Annotated in this window: 18 protein-coding genes and 2 tRNA genes; 4 read left to right on the top strand and 16 right to left on the bottom strand. The window is 70.9% G+C overall.

The features are described from left to right. Window positions 1–75: 75 nt before the first annotated feature. From M1R94_RS07180 to M1R94_RS07165, 4 genes are read right to left on the bottom strand one after another with little or no spacing between them, the layout of a single operon-like run. A complete protein-coding gene (locus M1R94_RS07180; protein WP_249381246.1) occupies window positions 76–714 on the bottom strand; it encodes an aminodeoxychorismate/anthranilate synthase component II in 639 nt (212 codons plus the stop codon). Window position 715: 1 nt separating this feature from the next. Continuing rightward, on the bottom strand, window positions 716–877 hold the full coding sequence (locus M1R94_RS07175) for a hypothetical protein (protein ID WP_249381267.1): 162 nt from the start codon (window positions 875–877) through the stop codon (window positions 716–718). Then, window positions 874–1641, bottom strand: a complete 768-nt coding sequence (locus tag M1R94_RS07170) for a class E sortase (RefSeq protein WP_249380993.1) — start codon at window positions 1639–1641, stop codon at window positions 874–876. The genes M1R94_RS07175 and M1R94_RS07170 overlap by 4 nt, the downstream gene beginning before the upstream one ends. Next, a complete protein-coding gene (locus M1R94_RS07165) occupies window positions 1638–2516 on the bottom strand; it encodes a DUF881 domain-containing protein (RefSeq protein WP_249380992.1) in 879 nt (292 codons plus the stop codon). The genes M1R94_RS07170 and M1R94_RS07165 overlap by 4 nt, the downstream gene beginning before the upstream one ends. Before the next feature lie 153 nt (window positions 2517–2669). Between M1R94_RS07165 and M1R94_RS07160 the strand changes: the two genes are divergently transcribed. Next, the gene (locus M1R94_RS07160) at window positions 2670–2912 is read left to right on the top strand and encodes a cell division protein CrgA (RefSeq protein ID WP_249380991.1); all 243 of its coding nucleotides are present in this window, start codon (window positions 2670–2672) and stop codon (window positions 2910–2912) included. Between the two features lie 164 nt (window positions 2913–3076). Then, complete coding sequence (locus M1R94_RS07155) at window positions 3077–3577, top strand: GNAT family N-acetyltransferase (RefSeq protein WP_249380990.1); 501 nt, start codon at window positions 3077–3079, stop codon at window positions 3575–3577. Here the strand turns inward: M1R94_RS07155 and M1R94_RS07150 are convergent. Further along, entirely contained in the window at window positions 3543–4406 is an 864-nt protein-coding gene (locus M1R94_RS07150) for a rhomboid family intramembrane serine protease (RefSeq protein WP_249380989.1), read from the bottom strand. The two genes, M1R94_RS07155 and M1R94_RS07150, sit on opposite strands and share 35 nt — an antisense overlap. Window positions 4407–4437: 31 nt before the next feature. Beyond that, window positions 4438–4977 carry a peptidylprolyl isomerase gene (locus M1R94_RS07145; RefSeq protein WP_249380988.1) on the bottom strand — a complete coding sequence of 180 codons (540 nt, stop codon included), beginning with the start codon at window positions 4975–4977 and terminating at the stop codon, window positions 4438–4440. A 147-nt stretch (window positions 4978–5124) separates the two neighbouring features. Here M1R94_RS07145 and M1R94_RS07140 point away from each other — a divergent pair, with 147 nt between their 5' ends. Continuing rightward, complete coding sequence (locus M1R94_RS07140) at window positions 5125–6150, top strand: hypothetical protein (RefSeq protein ID WP_249380987.1); 1026 nt, start codon at window positions 5125–5127, stop codon at window positions 6148–6150. Between the two features lie 124 nt (window positions 6151–6274). On the opposite strand, the gene M1R94_RS07135 is transcribed toward M1R94_RS07140, so the two are convergent. From M1R94_RS07135 to M1R94_RS07125, 3 genes are read right to left on the bottom strand one after another with little or no spacing between them, the layout of a single operon-like run. Further along, complete coding sequence (locus M1R94_RS07135) at window positions 6275–6877, bottom strand: flavodoxin family protein (protein WP_249380986.1); 603 nt, start codon at window positions 6875–6877, stop codon at window positions 6275–6277. Between the two features lie 26 nt (window positions 6878–6903). Next, a complete protein-coding gene (locus tag M1R94_RS07130) occupies window positions 6904–7968 on the bottom strand; it encodes a sigma-70 family RNA polymerase sigma factor (RefSeq protein ID WP_249380985.1) in 1065 nt (354 codons plus the stop codon). A gap of 56 nt (window positions 7969–8024) precedes the next feature. Next, window positions 8025–9266, bottom strand: coding sequence for an endo-1,4-beta-xylanase (locus M1R94_RS07125; RefSeq protein ID WP_249380984.1), 1242 nt, complete (start codon window positions 9264–9266; stop codon window positions 8025–8027). A 114-nt stretch (window positions 9267–9380) separates the two neighbouring features. On the opposite strand from M1R94_RS07125, the gene M1R94_RS07120 reads away from it, so the two are divergent. Continuing rightward, window positions 9381–10325, top strand: coding sequence for a DUF1444 domain-containing protein (locus M1R94_RS07120; RefSeq protein WP_249380983.1), 945 nt, complete (start codon window positions 9381–9383; stop codon window positions 10323–10325). Between the two features lie 40 nt (window positions 10326–10365). On the opposite strand, the gene M1R94_RS07115 is transcribed toward M1R94_RS07120, so the two are convergent. The 7 genes from M1R94_RS07115 to gyrA all read right to left on the bottom strand — a co-directional run bounded on the left by M1R94_RS07115 (window position 10366) and on the right by gyrA (window position 15103). After that, window positions 10366–10782: a DUF2510 domain-containing protein gene (locus tag M1R94_RS07115; protein ID WP_249380982.1), complete on the bottom strand. Its 417-nt coding sequence runs from the start codon at window positions 10780–10782 to the stop codon at window positions 10366–10368. A gap of 44 nt (window positions 10783–10826) precedes the next feature. Further along, window positions 10827–11195 (bottom strand): potassium channel family protein, encoded by a 369-nt coding sequence (locus M1R94_RS07110; RefSeq protein WP_249380981.1) that lies wholly within the window; start codon window positions 11193–11195, stop codon window positions 10827–10829. A gap of 38 nt (window positions 11196–11233) precedes the next feature. Next, window positions 11234–11306 (bottom strand) — tRNA-Ala (locus M1R94_RS07105). A gap of 66 nt (window positions 11307–11372) precedes the next feature. Further along, window positions 11373–11492, bottom strand: a complete 120-nt coding sequence (locus M1R94_RS07100; RefSeq protein WP_249380980.1) for a DLW-39 family protein — start codon at window positions 11490–11492, stop codon at window positions 11373–11375. Between the two features lie 25 nt (window positions 11493–11517). Next, window positions 11518–11591, bottom strand: a tRNA-Ile gene (locus tag M1R94_RS07095). A gap of 84 nt (window positions 11592–11675) precedes the next feature. Beyond that, window positions 11676–12458, bottom strand: a complete 783-nt coding sequence (locus tag M1R94_RS07090; RefSeq protein ID WP_249380979.1) for a DUF3566 domain-containing protein — start codon at window positions 12456–12458, stop codon at window positions 11676–11678. After that, window positions 12455–15103, bottom strand: a complete 2649-nt coding sequence (gyrA, locus tag M1R94_RS07085) for a DNA gyrase subunit A (protein ID WP_374109443.1) — start codon at window positions 15101–15103, stop codon at window positions 12455–12457. Before gyrA ends, M1R94_RS07090 begins: the two co-directional genes overlap by 4 nt. Window positions 15104–15203: the final 100 nt, after the last annotated feature.

Here is a 15203-nt window from a genome sequence, read left to right as displayed (position 1 = left end):
CGGTGAGCCCTCGGGCTCACCGGCTTCTGCGTTCACCCGGGGGGGCAGGCGGGCACGGTGCCCGACCTGGGGGGATCAGCCTCGGACGAGCGGCGCCATGCCGGCCGAGGCCTCGACGGCCCCCGCCAGGCCGCAGATCTCGAGCCAGTTCGCCAGCAGCCGGTGGCCGCCCTCGGTGAGCACCGACTCGGGGTGGAACTGCACACCGTGCAGTGGCAGCTCGCGGTGCTGCAGCCCCATGATGACGCCCGCGCCGCCCGCGGTGTCGGTCCGGGCCGTCACCCTCAGGCTCGTCGGGACCGTCCCGTCGACGACGGCCAACGAGTGGTAGCGGGTTGCCGTGAACGGGGTCCCCAGCCCGGTGAGCACCCCCGACCCGTCGTGCGCGACCCGGCTGGTCTTGCCGTGCATGAGCTCCGGCGCGTGGGTGACCGTCGCCCCGAAGGCCTCCGCGAGGGCCTGGTGACCCAGGCAGACACCCAGCATCGGGGTCGCGCTGGCGGCGCAGTCGCGGATCACGTCCAGGCTCTGCCCGGCGGCGTGCGGGGTGCCCGGTCCGGGAGAGACCAGCACGCCGTCGTACCCGGAGCGCTCGTCAGCGGGTGGGACGGCGTCGTTGCGGACCACGGTCGTCTCGGCCCCGAGCTGCTCGAGGTAGCCGACGATCGTGTAGACGAAGGAGTCGTAGTTGTCCACGACGAGGATCTTGGTCATCTCACTCATCCACGGTGATCTCGTTGAAGGGCATGAACGGGGCGATCGCGGGGAACACCCACTGGAAGCAGACGGCGACCACGCCCACCACCAGGGCCAGGGCCAGGATCACGCGCAGCCAGACCGGTCCGGGCAGCAGACGCCAGATCGCTGCGTACATCATGCGCCAGCCGCGAGCTCGACGGGGGTGCCGTCCGCGACGGGCAGCCAGTGGTCCAGCACGCCGTGCACGACGAACCGCTCCCGGGCCGAGAACATGGGGTGACAGGTGGTCAACGTGATCATGGCCTCCTGAGGGGCTGCGTCGGGACGTCCGGGGCTCGGGGCGATCACCTCGACCTGCTCAGGCAGGACGACCCGGGTCTCGGTGACCGTGTAGACGTACCAGACCTCTTCGGTGCGGACCACCAGGGCGTCACCCGGCTCGAGCTCCTCGACCAGGTGGAAGGGCTTGTTGTACGTGACACGGTGCCCGGCGAGGGAGAAGTTGCCGACCTCGCCCGGCATGGCCGTGCCCGGGTAGTGCCCGATGCCCAGGGTGTCGAGCACCGCCGCACGCCCGACCCCCTCGGTGACCGGTCGCTCGTAGTCCGGTCCCCACCGGGGTACCACCAGGGTCGCGAAGGTGACCCCCTGCGCCGGTGCGGGCAGGACGGGGGGCGCGTCGCGCCGCGCCGGGTCGCCGACGACCGGTTCGGCGGCGGGGACGTCCCACCCGAGGTCGGCGACGACCTCGTCCTGCAGGCGACCCGCGACGACGTCGGTCCACCACAGCTGCCAGACCACGAACAGCCCGAGCAGGAGACCCACGGTGATCAGCAGCTCCCCGACACCGCCGAGCACCACCTGCACCGGGTCGACCCTCCGACGCGAGGACTGCACCGGGGCTGCTGCCGGGCGCGTCGCATGGTCGGTCCCCTGGCTCACGGACTCGCCGCCACGACCTGATCCCCTGCCGTGGCATAGCGCAACGACAGGCTTCCGCTGTAGGCGGGCAGCTCGAGATCGGTTCGTTCGCTGACCGACCAGCCGAGCCCGACGGCGTCGACGTACTCGAGGTACTGCTGGATGCCGGGAGAGGCGAGGAGTGCGGCACGCAGCTCCTCGGGGTCGCCGATCGCACTCACGACGTAGGGCGGGCCGTAGTGGCGTCCGTGCAGCAGCAGCACGTTGCCCACGCACCGGAACGCGGAGGTCGAGATGACACGTTGGTCCTGGAGGGCCATCGCGTCCGCTCCCCCCGCCCACAGGGCGTTGATCACCGCCTGCAGGTCCTGCTGGTGCACCACGAGGTGGTCGTTGGTGGCCCACGAGGGTCGTGGCAGGTTCGCGGGTGCGTCGGTCAGCTCGACGACGAGCCCGGGCCCGGTCACCGCGACCTGCCCGGACTGCAGCGCGAGCAGGTCACCATCCTCGTCGGTGCGCGGGACGTTCTGCTGCACGGCGTCGGTGAGCCGGTCGACCTCGGCGCGCAGGTCGGCGACCTGCGTGGCCAGCGCGTCGGTGCGGGCGAGCTCGACCTGGACCAGCCCTGGCAGGTCCTGAGGGTTGCGCCCGTCCTGGGTCTCGGCGAGCCGGGCGTTGGCGGCGAACAGGAACCCGGCCAGCACCAGCACGAGCACCACGCTCAACGCCCCCCAGACCGGTGCGCGGCGAGGCTCGGGGGCCGGGTCGCGGGCCTGGTCGGGGGCCGGGTCGCGGGCCTGGTCGGGGGCCGGGTCGCGGGCCTGGTCGAGCGTGGGGTCAGCAGAGGGGTCCGGGTCCGCCGGGTCCCGGGCACCCAGGACGTCGTCGTCCGCCATGGGTCTCCCTCCGGGCTCGTCGTCGTGGTCTGTCGTCGCGGTTGCCGCAGGCTCCGCAAGGGGTCCGCGGGTTCGCGCGTGGTGCCTACTACGCTAGACGAACGAACGACGGGCCTGATCGTGCCCATCCATCCAGGTGTCAGGAGATCGGCCGTGCCCGAGTCGAAGCCCCGCAAGAAGCCCGCCTACGTCCCGCCCCCGGCGTCCGCGAAGCCGAAGGGCAACCCGCCGTGGCTCGTCCCGACGATGCTCACACTGATGATCGTGGGACTGATCTGGATCGTCGTGACCTATGTGACGCGCACCGAGTGGCCGCTGCCGATCGGCAACTGGAACCTCGCGATCGGCTTCGCCTTCGTCATCGCCGGGTTCAGCCTGACCACCCGGTGGCGCTGAGCTGTCCACAACCCTCCCCCCGTACGAGCGTTCGGCTGTCCCCAGGGAGTGGACATCTCTGTGGATAACTACACTGGTGTAATTCCACAGGTGTGAGCAAACCTGGGGACAACGGCGGACCCCGCGAGGAGACGAGCGATGCCGACGGCTACCGGAGCGCAGCGATGAGCACGAGCAGCATCCCCGGGAGGCTCACGACCCGCCCCGCCGAGCCGCAGGACGAGATCGCGTGGCGCTCCCTCTTCGGCGACTACGCCTCGCTCGGCCAGGTCACGCTGACCGGGGAGCAGGTGGGCCGTGTGTGGTCCTGGATCCTGGACCCCGCGGCGCAGACCCACTGCCACCTTGCCCTCGACGACGTCGTCCCGGTCGGCTTCGCTCACGTCAGGGTCTTCGAGCGGCCGATCACCGCGGGCACCGGGCTGTGGGTCGACGACCTGTACGTCCGGTCCACCTCGCGCGGTCGGGGAGCGGCGAGGGCCCTGCTCGAGGCGATCCGCGTCGAGGCCGCCGACTCGGGGCACCAGGTGGTCCGCTGGACCACCCGTGAGGACAACGTCAGCGCCCAGCGGCTCTACGCGAGCACGGGCACGCGTGCCCCCGTGGTCGTCTACAACGCCGAGCCCCTCGTCAGGCCGGGACGGTCGCGAACTTCAGCAGGGTGAGCGAGAGCAGGATCGCGGCCACGACCACCGGGGCCACGATGCCGACCAGCGGACGCCTGTCCCGCGGCGCGTAGGAGAACGCCGCCCCCAGGCCGGCGCCCACCAGCAGACCGCCCAGGTGAGCCTCCCAGGCGATCCCGGGCACCACGAAGCCGATCACGCCGTTGATGGCGAGCAGCACCAGGATCTGCCGAGCGTCACCGCCGAGCCGCCGGAGCACAACCAGGACCGCGCCGAAGAGGCCGAACACCGCACCCGAGGCACCGACCACCGCGGTGAACCAGGATCCGTCGAGCGGGCTGGCGAACAGCAGGAAGCCCACCGATCCGCCGACGGCGGCCAGGAGGTACAGGGTGATGAACCGGGCTCGACCGAGCTGGTGCTCGAGGTAGGGCCCGACGAGCCACAGCGCGTACATGTTGAACAGGATGTGGAACAGCGCTCCGGTCGAGTGCAGGAACGCCGCGGTCAGGAACCGCCACGGCTCGACCTGACCGAGGAACGGCGCGAAGGCCCACGCCGAGGTCCAGGACCCACCCACCGTGAGCTGCAGCACGAAGCTCGCGAGGCACAGCCCGATGATCGTCAGGGTCACCACGGGTCGCCCCCGACGGATGGGCGCACCCATCGCCGTGCGGACCTGCGGCGCGGCCCGGCTCGCCTCCCGCACGCAGTCCACGCAGTGGATGCCGACGGCGGCCGGGCGCTGGCACTCGGCGCACGTCGGCCGGCCGCAGCGCTGGCAACGCACGTACGAGACACGGTCCGGGTGCCTCGGGCAGACCGGCACCTGGGCAGGTGCCGGTCCGCCCTCGGGCTGATCGCTCATGGGGTGCTCGGCAGACGGTACGGAGGGACCGTCAGTCCTCGATGGTCACGGACGTGATGGTGACGTCCTCGACGGGACGGTCACCCGCGCGCGTGGGTGTCGTGGCGATGGTGTCGACCACGGCCCTGCTCGCGTCGTCGGCGACCTTGCCGAAGATGGTGTGCTTGCCGGTGAGCCAGGGCGTGGCACCCACCGAGATGAAGAACTGCGAGCCGTTGGTGCCCGCGGGCTTGCCGGACGCGGGGTCGCGGCGCGTCCCGGCGTTGGCCATGGCCAGCAGGTACGGCTCGGTGAAGCCGAGCTCGGGGTGGATCTCGTCGTCGAAGGTGTAGCCCGGGCCGCCCGTGCCGGTGCCCAGGGGGTCGCCGCCCTGGATCATGAAGCCGGAGATGACACGGTGGAACACGACGCCGTCGTACAGCGCGTCGGTGCGCTCGGCACCGGTCTTGGGGTCGGTCCAGGCCTGCGTACCGGAAGCGAGCCCGGCGAAGTTGCGCACCGTCTTGGGCGCGTGGTTCGGGTAGAGCTCGACACGGATGTCACCGGAGGTGGTGTGGATGGTTGCGAACATGCCGACATCCTCCCACGCACGCCCCGGGCCCACCTGCCCTCGCGATCATCTGCACTGCACCGGATCGGCAACGGTGGCAGCATGGGGTGTTACCGGGTTCCGCATCCGGGCCACGATGGTGGCCGCCACCGATCATGGGAGTCGAAGATGCACCTCCGCCGTTCCGCCCACTCCGATCACCTGGACGCCGATCGACTCAAGGGCACTGCCGCCGACCTCGGCGCGGTGATCGCCGACGCGTCCCAGCACGCAGGCCAGACGGCAGCCCAGCTGGCCGGCCAGGCGAAGGTCGCCGCGCTGCACGCCAAGGACTGGGCGACGCCGCACGTCGGCGCGGCGGTCGACTGGGCCTCACCCCGGGTCGACAAGGCATGGCGGGACGGGGTCAAGGCCGCTGCCCCGCGGGTCGAGCGCGCTGCCGAGAAGGCCGTGCCGATCGTCGACTCCGCGCACGACCGGCTCGTCGACGACCTGCTGCCCAAGATGGTCGCGGCCGTGACCGCAGCGGCAGCCGCAGCGGCAGCCGGCGCCGACAAGGCCACCGACGCCACCACGAGCAAGCTCAGCGCCGTGGCGCACGTCGCCGAGAAGAAGAAGTCGCACAAGGGCGCCAAGGTCTTCTGGCTCTTCGCGGGCATCGCCGCGATCGGCGCGGCCGTGGTGGCCTGGCGGCGCAGCGAGCCCACCACCGACCCGTGGGCAGAGCAGCCCTGGGAGAAGCTGGGCGACGAGCACACCCAGGACCGCTTCAAGGCACGCGCCGCCGAGGCGCGCGACGAGCTCGGCGACGCAGCGGAGAACGTGGGGGAGGCCGCCGGTGAGGCGGTCGCCAAGACCCGCGAGGCGACCGAGAAGGCCGCCGAGCGGGCCCGCGAGGCCACCGAGCGTGCGCGGGAGGCCACCGAGAAGGCCCGTGAGGCCACCAAGAAGGCGGCCCCCCGCCGCCGCGCGAGCAGCAGCACCGCATCACCAACCGGAGGGAGCAGTGACGTGACAGAGAACCTGCCCAGCTCGAAGCCCGGGACCGGTACGGCCCCCGGCGCCACGGACGCACCCGTGGACACCCCGGCGGCCGGTGAGCCGCTCGACTCCGAGTCGGTACCCACGGACGTCCCCCACCAGGCCGGTGACCCGCTGAACACCGCGAAGAACCCGGACGAGTCCGCCACGTAGCCCGGTCGCCGACCGATCCGGACAGGGTTGATCGGCAGCACGACCCGGTCGCGGCACGACGACGAGAGGCCCGGCACGCAGCGCGTGCCGGGCCTCTTCGCGTCGGGCGCCGGAGACCTCGCTCTCAGGCGGCGAGCCTGCCCGCGACCGCCACCGTCCGCTGCGCGAGGTGGTCGAGCGCCTCGAGGGTCGATCCGGCCAGGTCGAGGTCGCTCTGCGGACCCGAGACGTGCGACACGCCGTACGGGTTGCCGTCGGTGAACTTGAGCTGAGCCGTGTACCCGGGGGCCACGAGGATCCCGCCGAAGTGGTGCACCAGGTGGTACATCGACAGCAGCGTGGACTCCTGGCCACCGTGGGTGGTCTGCGAGGACGTGAAGCCCGCGTAGACCTTGTCGGCCAGCTTCCCCTGCGCCCACAGCGGGCCCAGGGTGTCGATGTACTGCTGGAACTGGCTGGTGACGTTGCCGAAGCGGGTCGGTGACCCGAGCAGCACGACGTCGGCCCAGTCGATGTCCTGAGGGGTGGCGGTGGGCTCGTCGCGGGTGGCATCGACGTGCGCGGCCCAGGCGGGGTTGCCCTCGATCGCGGCCTGCGGGGCGATCTCGGTGACGCGTCGGCGGCGCACCTCGGCGCCCGCCGCGGTGGCGGCCTGCTCGAGGCGTACGGCCATGTCGTGCACGTTGCCGGTCGAGGAGTAGTAGATGACGGCGACCTTGACGGTCATAGGACCTCCCGTTGTCGGTTGATCCTTCAATCCTGCGGGTGACCGCCCCGTCCTGCATCTGGCGAGCCGGTGAGGTGGCTGACCGGCACCGCACCGGGGACCAGCACCGCGGCGATGTCGTCGAGCGTCTCGGGCAGCCCGAAGGACCGGAAGAGCTCGACACCGAACCACACCGTCACGGCCGCCACCCCGGCGTCGGTGAGCGTGAGGTGCTGCAGCTGGAACGCCCGGTGGACCCCGCCGTCACGCATGTAGACGGCCACCACGGGCCGGCCGTTGGCCTCGGTCCGGAGCAGGCGCATGTCGCCGGCACCTGATGCCGGGCAGCGCAGCGAGATGAGTCGACCGATGTCCCGCGAGCCCTGGTACCACTCCAGAAAGGGAGGCATCTCCCACACCGCGTCGGCCGTCAGGAGCGAGACGATGGCCTCCACGTCGTAGGACTCGAAGGCCTCGACGTACCGCTCGAGAAGCTGCTCGGCCCGCTCGTCGGTCCGGTCGAGCACCTCGACGTCCTCGTCGAGCCGGCCCACGTGCGCGCGTGCGCGTTGCAGCGTGCTGTTGACCGCTGCGACCGACAGGTCGAGGGCGTCGGCGACCTCGGCCGCCCGCCAGCCCAGGACGTCGCGCAGCAGCAGCACCGCCCGCTGCTGGGCCGTGAGGTGCTGCAGCGCAGCGACCAGGGCCAGCCGCACCGAGTCCCGGGTGACCACCACGGCCGCCGGGTCCGGCTCGGGCCCGCCCCAGACCAGGGAGTCGGGCAGGGGTTCCAGCCAGGGGATGTCGGGCCGCTCCTGGAGCGTGGCGACAGGATCACCGGCCGGCTGCCCGAGCCCGGTCGGCAGCGGTCGCCGTGCCCGCCCCTCGAGCGCCGTCAGGCAGGTGTTCGTCGCGATGCGGTACATCCAGGTGCGCAGAGACGAGCGCTGCTCGAAGCGGTCGAAGGAGCGCCAGGCACGCAGGTAGGTCTCCTGCACCAGGTCCTCGGCGTCGTGCACCGAACCGACCATCCGGTAGCAGTGCGCGAGCAGCTCGCGTCGTAGCGGCTCGGCCTGGGCGAGGAAGGAGTCATGAGAGACGTCGCGGCTCACCCGACGGACGTTACCTCGCGACCTGCCTCTCGGTCAGCCCCCGGGCGCCAGGCTCTTCAGCCGACCCGCACCTGGGCGCTGCCCGACCCGTCCAGGGTGAAGGTCCCCGAGCCTGCGGCGCACGCCACACCGTAGGCACCGCGCCAGCCGCTGACCGTGACCTGTCCGGCGTCGTCGGTGCGCAGGCTGGTGGGCGGGAGCCACCACTCACCCTTGACCAGCCCGTGCAGGGCGTCGTAGGCGGGCTTGGGCGTGCCGTCCGCACGGACGAGCCCGACGGGGGCACCCAACCAGGCCCCGTGGTCGGACAGACCCCAGTAGGTGATCGACTCGACCGACGGGTGGGAGAGCAGGGTCGTGTAGTGCCGGACGACCTCGTGCGCCTGACGTTCCTCGCCCTGCGGGGTCGAGGGCCAGTGGCTCACCTGGTAGTCGTTGAGGTCCTCGATCTCGGGGGGCATCAGGTCTCCCGACAGCAGGGTGGTCTCGGTCAGGTGGAGCGGCAGCCCGAAGCGTGCGAAGCGCTCCAGGATGCCCAGCGTCTTCTCCTCGCCCCAGTAGCCCTGGTGCATGTGGCTCTGCAGCCCGAGGGCGTCGACCTGGATCCCGGCCTCGAGCACCTCCTCGATCAGGTGCTCGTAGTCGGCCGAGAGGTTGAAGTCGTTGAGCAGGAGCGTCGCCGCAGGGTTGGTCGCGCGGGCCTCCTCGAAGGCCAGCCGGATCACCCCGACGCGGCCGAGCTCCTGGGCGACCCGGGTGATGCCGTTCTCCTCCTTGTCGAAGACCGGCATGATCACCACCTCGTTGATCGCGTCCCAGGTGTCGATCACACCGGAGAAGTCCGAGACCTCACGGCGGATCCTCGCCCGCTGGGCCTCGACGACCTCGGCGGTGGGCAGGTCGAGCAGCCACGGAGCGGTCAGGGTGTGCCAGACCAGCGGATGACCCTTGACCCGCACGCCGCGGTCGTCGAACCAACGGGCCGTCCGCAGCAGCCGTCGTGTGTCGGGCCGTCCTCGCACCGGCTCGAACTGGCCCCAGTAGAACGGCAGGGTCGCGGAGTTGTGGAGGTCGAGCCACAGCGCCGCGAGCTCCACGGCCTGTGCTGCGGCCTGCCCCGAGAGCTCGTCGTTGGCGAGCGGGATCTGGTCGAACCCGATGTTCCCCAGACCCACCGCGTGGCTGCGCTGCTCGACGACCACCTCGGTGCCGGTCATCGGGACGCCCTGCGGGTCCAGGACGGTGAGGGCCACCTCGTCGGTCCGGTGACGCAGGGTCGGGTCGGGGCTCGGGTCCATCGCGCTCTCCTCGTGGTCGGGGCATCCAGCCTGTCACCCTTCGCCCCGACGGGGGGCTGCACGTCACGGGGTACCGTCGAGGCAGACCCACGACTCCGGAGGAGGGCGACGACGATGCGGTGGTTCCGCTGGGGCAGGGACAGACGGCGCGCCGTCCCGTCCGATGCGCCCGCGGACGGCGCGCTGCCCGAGCTCACCGTGGACCAGGCAGCTCGGCTGGCCTCGACGGCCCGGCAGGCCTTCGCCGAGTGCGGGGTCGAGACCGTCATCGGGGACGGCGCGCTGCACGGCGCCGACGGCAACGTCCTCGGGCTGAGCAACCTCGCCCAGATCGCCGCCGGCACCCCCGAACGGGAGTGGCCCTCGCTGCTGCGACGCCACGCCCAGGTGATGGTGGCCGCCCAGGAGCTACCCGTCCCGCAGGATCTCGACGCCGTCCGCGACCAGGTGTTCCTGCGGGTGCTGCCCGCGGCGGACCTCCCGTTCCCTGTCGTCGACCCGCTGATGAGCGTGGGAGACCTGGTCGGGGTGCTCTCGATCGACTACCCCGAGCACATCTCGACCCTCACCCGCGCCGAGGACATCGAGAGGCTCGGTGGCCGCGACGCGGTCCACGAGGTGGCCCACACCAACCTGCTGGGGCTGCGGGCCGACACCGTCACCGTGCTCGGCGGGGACGACCCGGACCAGGGCACCGTCCACCTGAGTCTCGGCGGGTTCTTCAACGCGAGCCGGATGTTCGTGCTGGACGCCGTGCTCCGGCAGGACTTCGGCCTCGAGAGCCCGTCCCACGGGGTGCTCGTCGCGGTCCCCAACCGCCATGTCCTGGCCGTCCACCCGCTCACCGGCATCGACTGCGTCCAGGCGGTCCAGACCCTGGTGGCCCTGGCCCGTGGGGAGAGCGACCGGCCCGGTGGCGTCAGCCCGCACGTGTACTACTGGCGCGACCGCCGCTGGGAGCAGGTCACACGCGACAGCGACGACGGCTCGATCGAGGTCGACGCGACGGGGATGTTCGGCGAGGCGATGAAGGAGATCGGGCTGCTGGGGGAGGACTGACGAGCAGGTCGGTGGCTCGGGGGTGACAGAAAGAGGTCGATCAGAAGAGGAAGGACTTGACCGACGCGGTCAGCACCGCCGCCACGACCCCCAGAACCGCACCACCGAGGGCCCGACGGCGTCCGACCGGCCCGTAGCCGTGGGTCTGCAGCTGACCGGATCGGCTCAGCCCGCGCACCGACATCACCAGGGCGGCCACCGAGACCACGAGGAAGGTGTTCACGACCAACGCCAGGGCACCCAGCGCGAGACCCGCCGTCGCGGCGGTGTTCTTGATCACCACGGGTCCGGGCCGTTCGTCGACCTCGAGGGCCGCGCGCGTCCGCGAGCTCCAGGCCGACCCGTCCCACCAGCGCTCGACCGACGAGCCGGGCGTCTGCGGGTACCAGCCGGACGGGACGAAGCCCGCCGCGACCGACGGGGGAGGCGGGAGGGCGAGCGGGTCGGTCCGATCCATTCGTTCCTCCGGAGGTGTCGTGACGAGGTCGCGTGGGTCGAACCCTAACCCTCGGCGTCGTGCGTCCCCTCACCCCTCCTGCGCCGGTGACGAGGGACGCCCAGGCCCAGGTGCTGAGCCAGCACCGTCACGAAGGCTGCGAGCATGCCCACACCGACCAGCGCGTACACCACGGTGAAAGCCTTGCCCAGGTCGGTCTGCGGGGCGAGGTCGCCCAGCCCGATCGTGGTGAGGACCATGACGGAGAAGTAGAGGGCATCGAGCCAGCGCCATCCCTCGACGGTCACGTAGAAGATGGTCCCCGAGAGGAGCTGCGTGGCCACGAGCAGCACCAGTGCCCGGCCGGCAGGCTCAGCGAAGACCCGCCCCACGGCGCGCACCAGTCGCACGCTCTGGAGAAGGAGGCCGATCACGGCAGAACCATGCCACACGCAGCAGGTCCGCTGAAGGGTGGAGCCAAGGGGACTCGAACCCCTAACCCCCTGCTTGCAAAGCAGGTGCGCTACCAATTGCGCCATGGCCCCGGGCGTCGGTGTCGACGTCTGGGTGGCACCCTGCGGTGCCAGGTCCGGTGTGGTGCACCGGACCGGTCACTCGAAGCTGTCGGTGACCTCGGCCCACAGGTCGCGCTCGTCACGGTCCTCCGCGTACGTGCGCCAGAGGACGTAGCCGGCCGCGCCTGCGAGCAGGGCGATGAGCAGCTTCTTCATGCGTCCTCCGGTGGTGAGCCAGAAGTGGGCCTAAGAGGACTTGAACCTCTGACCTCTTCCTTATCAGGGAAGCGCTCTAACCGTCTGAGCTATAGGCCCGCTGCGCGAGGACGATCCAGGCGCCGCACGAGACTACCCCAGCGCGGGGTGGACTCCCAACTTCGGCGACCTTCGCCCTCGTGCTCAGTCGTCCGTCAGGGTCAGGTGGATGCCCCCGACCAGCGCCGCGGTGATGTTGTAGAGGAAGGCCCCGATCGTCGACAGTGCCGTGAGGAGCACGACGTCGACCACGGCGATCATCGTGGCCAACGAGACGACCCGTTCGAAGCCCACGTAGTCGAGCAGGTTCAGGTAGGTCTCGTCCCCTGTGAGCGTCGCGATCACGTCGTTGACCTGGGTGAACACGGCGAGCGCGTCCAGCGCGTACCAGGTCACCGCCGCGGCGACCACGATCATGATGCCGATCGCGACCGACAGCAGGAACGACAGCTTCATGACCGACCACGGGTCGACCTTCGAGACGGCCAGACGCACCCGGCGCGGACCTGAGGGTGCGGCCGCCGGGGCCGGACCCGTCGTGGTCGTCGTGGAGCGTGCGGTGCCCGCGTGATCGGTGGACGGTGGCCGGTCCGTCGCTGACGTCCGTCCGGTGGACGGGCCCTCGTCACGCGAGGGCATCGCCTTGCGTGCCGACTCCGCAGCGCCCGACGCGGCCTTCTTGAGCCGGTCGGTGACCGAGGGTCCCGAGCCCGACGCGTCCGTGGAGGTCGTGTCCTTGGTCGTCGCCGGGGTCCTCGGTGCGGGCGGGGTCTTCGGGGCGGGCGCCTTGGCACCGGTGGTCGGACCCTCGCTCCCAGCGGGCTGAGCCCGGGTCGAGGTGTCCGTGCGGGTGCCAGGACCGCCCGCCGAGGAGCCCGCAGGCTTCTTCGGCGCGATCGACGGCGGCTTGGTCCCGTCGGTGCTCATGAGTCTCCCTCGATCGGTGCCGTCGCCTCGTCCGTGACCGCATCCTCGTCAACGGTAGCCGTATTGTCCGCCAGGTTCCGCTCCACGTTGCGAGCAACTGCCAGGATCCGGTCGCCCGCGTCGGGCTTCGCCAGGATCACACCTGTCGCGTCACGTCCGTGCACCGGGATCTCCTCGACCGCGGACCTCACGACCTTGCCGCGCTCCATGACCACGAGGACCTCGTCGCCGGCGTCGGCCATCAGGGCACCGACGAGCATCCCGCGGTCGTCGGGGAGCCGTGCGGCACGCACCCCGAGGCCACCGCGCTTGGTGCGCCGGTACTCGAGGTTGCCGTCGGTGTTGAGCCGGTGCATGTCCGAGCGCTTGGCCGTTCCGCCGTCGGTCACCGTCACCAGGAAGGAGCTGTCGGTGATGACGTCCATCGAGAGCAGCTCGTCGTCACCACGGAACTTCATCCCGGTCACGCCCGAGGTCGCCCGTCCCATCGCCCGCAGCTGCTCGGCGGTGGCCTCGAAGCGCACCGCCTGCCCCTTGCGGGAGACCAGCAGGAGCTCGGAGTCCTCGTCGACCAGCGCCGCCGAGACGAGCTCGTCGGCACGGCCCTCCTCGTCCTGACGCAGGTTGATCGCGATCAGCCCGCCCGACCGGTTCGAGTCGTACTCGGACAGCAGGGTCTTCTTGACCAGGCCACGCCGGGTCGCGAGCACCAGGTACTGCGCCGCGTCGTAGTCGCGCAGGTCGATGACCTTGGCGATCTGCTCACCGGGCTGGAAGGCGAGCAGGTTCGCGACGTGCTGACCCTTGGAGTCCCGGCCACCCTCGGGCAGCTCGTAGGCCTTGGCCCGGTAGACCCGACCCAGGTTGGTGAAGAACAGCAACCAGTGGTGGGTGGTCGTCACCCCGAAGTGCTCGACGACGTCGTCGGCACGCAGCTGCGCACCCCGCACGCCCTTGCCGCCACGCTTCTGCACCCGGTAGCTGTCGCTGCGGGTGCGCTTGGCGTAGCCGCCGCGGGTGATCGTGACCACGACCTCCTCCTCGGCGATGAGGTCCTCCATCGAGACCTCGCCGTCGTAGGGAAGGATCGTCGTGCGGCGCTCGTCGCCGAACTTGGCCACGATCTCGTCGAGCTCGTCGGCGACGATGTCGCGCTGACGCTGCGGGCTGGCCAGGATCTCCCGGTAGTCGGTGATCTTGACCATCAGGCCGTCGTACTCGTCGATGATCTTCTGTCGCTCGAGGGCGGCGAGCTGACGCAGCTGCAGGTTGAGGATCGCCCTCGCCTGGATCTCGTCGACCTCGAGCAGACCCATCAGACCCACGCGGGCCTCCTCGACCGTGCCCGACGCACGGATCAGGGCGATGACCTCGTCGAGCGCGTCGAGCGCCTTGAGGTAGCCGCGCAGGACGTGCGCCCGCTCCTCGGCCTGGCGCAGTCGGTATGTGGTCCGTCGCACGATCACGTCGAGCTGGTGGGTGACCCAGTGCCGGACGAAGGCGTCGATGCTCAGGGTGCGCGGCACCTCGTCGACCAGCGCGAGCATGTTCGCGCCGAAGGTGTCCTGGAGCTGGGTGTGCTTGTAGAGGTTGTTGAGCACCACCTTGGCCACGGCGTCACGCTTGAGCACCACGACCAGGCGCTGGCCGGTGCGTCCCGAGGTCTCGTCGCGGATGTCCGCGATCCCCTGGACACGACCCTCCTTGACCAGGTCGGCGATCTTGGAGGCGAGGTTGTCGGGGTTGACCTGGTAGGGGAGCTCGGTCACGACCAGGCAGATCCGGTTCTGGATCTCCTCGACCGTCACCACGGCACGCATCGTGATCGAGCCACGACCGGTCCGGTAGGCCTCCTCGATGCCACGTCGGCCCAGGATCGTCGCGCCGGTGGGGAAGTCGGGCCCCGGGATGCGTTCGATGAGGGCCTCGAGCAGCTCCTCCTTGCTCGCCTGCGGGTGGTCGAGGTGCCACTTGACCCCCGCGGCGACCTCACGCAGGTTGTGCGGCGGGATGTTCGTGGCCATCCCGACCGCGATGCCGGCGCTGCCGTTGACCAGCAGGTTGGGGAACCGCGCCGGGAGCACCGCGGGCTCCTGGGTGCGGCCGTCGTAGTTGTCGCGGAAGTCGACGGTCTCCTCGTCGATGTCCCGCACCATCTCCATGGCCAGCGGGGCCATCTTGCACTCGGTGTACCGCGGGGCGGCGGCCGGGTCGTTGCCGGGCGAGCCGAAGTTCCCCTGCCCCGAGACCAGCGGGTAGCGCAGGGACCAGTCCTGGACGAGGCGCACCAGGGCGTCGTAGATCGCCGTGTCGCCGTGCGGGTGGTACTTGCCCATGACGTCGCCGACGACGCGGCTGCACTTGGAGAACTGCCGGTCGGGCCGGTAGCCGCCGTCGTACATCGCGTAGAGCACCCGGCGGTGGACCGGCTTGAGCCCGTCGCGGACGTCCGGCAGGGCACGGCCGACGATGACGCTCATCGCGTAGTCGAGGTAGGACCGCTGCATCTCGAGCTGCAGGTCCACCGGGCTGATCCGGTCGGTGATCACACCGATCGGGATGCCCTCGGCCGGGATCTCCGGGGTCGCGCCGTCGGCGGTCCCCTCGGGGAGGTCGGAGCCCTCGGGCGGTGTCTGCTCGGTCACGTTCTACCTCGTTCTCGTCCGCGACCGTGGTCGCTGGTCCTGTCCGTTCGGGGCGTCCTGCGAGAGCCCGCGGTCAGATGTTCGGGGCGGGCCGGTGCTG

Origin of the sequence: Actinotalea alkalitolerans, assembly GCF_023369855.1 — a bacterium.
Classification (GTDB): Bacteria; Actinomycetota; Actinomycetes; order Actinomycetales; family Cellulomonadaceae; genus Actinotalea.
The sequence above is the reverse complement of the archived record's forward strand: the minus strand, read 5'-3'. Positions and strand labels throughout refer to the sequence as shown.

Bases quoted from the DNA above. Each gene is read 5' to 3' on its own strand.
- M1R94_RS07150 (WP_249380989.1), bottom strand. From the start codon at position 4,406: ATGAGCGATCAGCCCGAGGGCGGACCGGCACCTGCCCAGGTGCCGGTC.
- M1R94_RS07165 (WP_249380992.1), bottom strand. From the start codon at position 2,516: ATGGCGGACGACGACGTCCTGGGTGCCCGGGACCCGGCGGACCCGGAC.
- M1R94_RS07135 (WP_249380986.1), bottom strand. From the start codon at position 6,877: ATGACCGTCAAGGTCGCCGTCATCTACTACTCCTCGACCGGCAACGTG.
- M1R94_RS07125 (WP_249380984.1), bottom strand. From the start codon at position 9,266: ATGGACCCGAGCCCCGACCCGACCCTGCGTCACCGGACCGACGAGGTG.
- M1R94_RS07100 (WP_249380980.1), bottom strand. From the start codon at position 11,492: ATGAAGAAGCTGCTCATCGCCCTGCTCGCAGGCGCGGCCGGCTACGTC.
- M1R94_RS07140 (WP_249380987.1), top strand. From the start codon at position 5,125: ATGCACCTCCGCCGTTCCGCCCACTCCGATCACCTGGACGCCGATCGA.
- M1R94_RS07175 (WP_249381267.1), bottom strand. From the start codon at position 877: ATGATGTACGCAGCGATCTGGCGTCTGCTGCCCGGACCGGTCTGGCTG.
- M1R94_RS07120 (WP_249380983.1), top strand. From the start codon at position 9,381: ATGCGGTGGTTCCGCTGGGGCAGGGACAGACGGCGCGCCGTCCCGTCC.
- M1R94_RS07145 (WP_249380988.1), bottom strand. From the start codon at position 4,977: ATGTTCGCAACCATCCACACCACCTCCGGTGACATCCGTGTCGAGCTC.
- M1R94_RS07090 (WP_249380979.1), bottom strand. From the start codon at position 12,458: ATGAGCACCGACGGGACCAAGCCGCCGTCGATCGCGCCGAAGAAGCCT.
- M1R94_RS07115 (WP_249380982.1), bottom strand. From the start codon at position 10,782: ATGGATCGGACCGACCCGCTCGCCCTCCCGCCTCCCCCGTCGGTCGCG.
- M1R94_RS07180 (WP_249381246.1), bottom strand. From the start codon at position 714: ATGACCAAGATCCTCGTCGTGGACAACTACGACTCCTTCGTCTACACG.
- M1R94_RS07155 (WP_249380990.1), top strand. From the start codon at position 3,077: ATGAGCACGAGCAGCATCCCCGGGAGGCTCACGACCCGCCCCGCCGAG.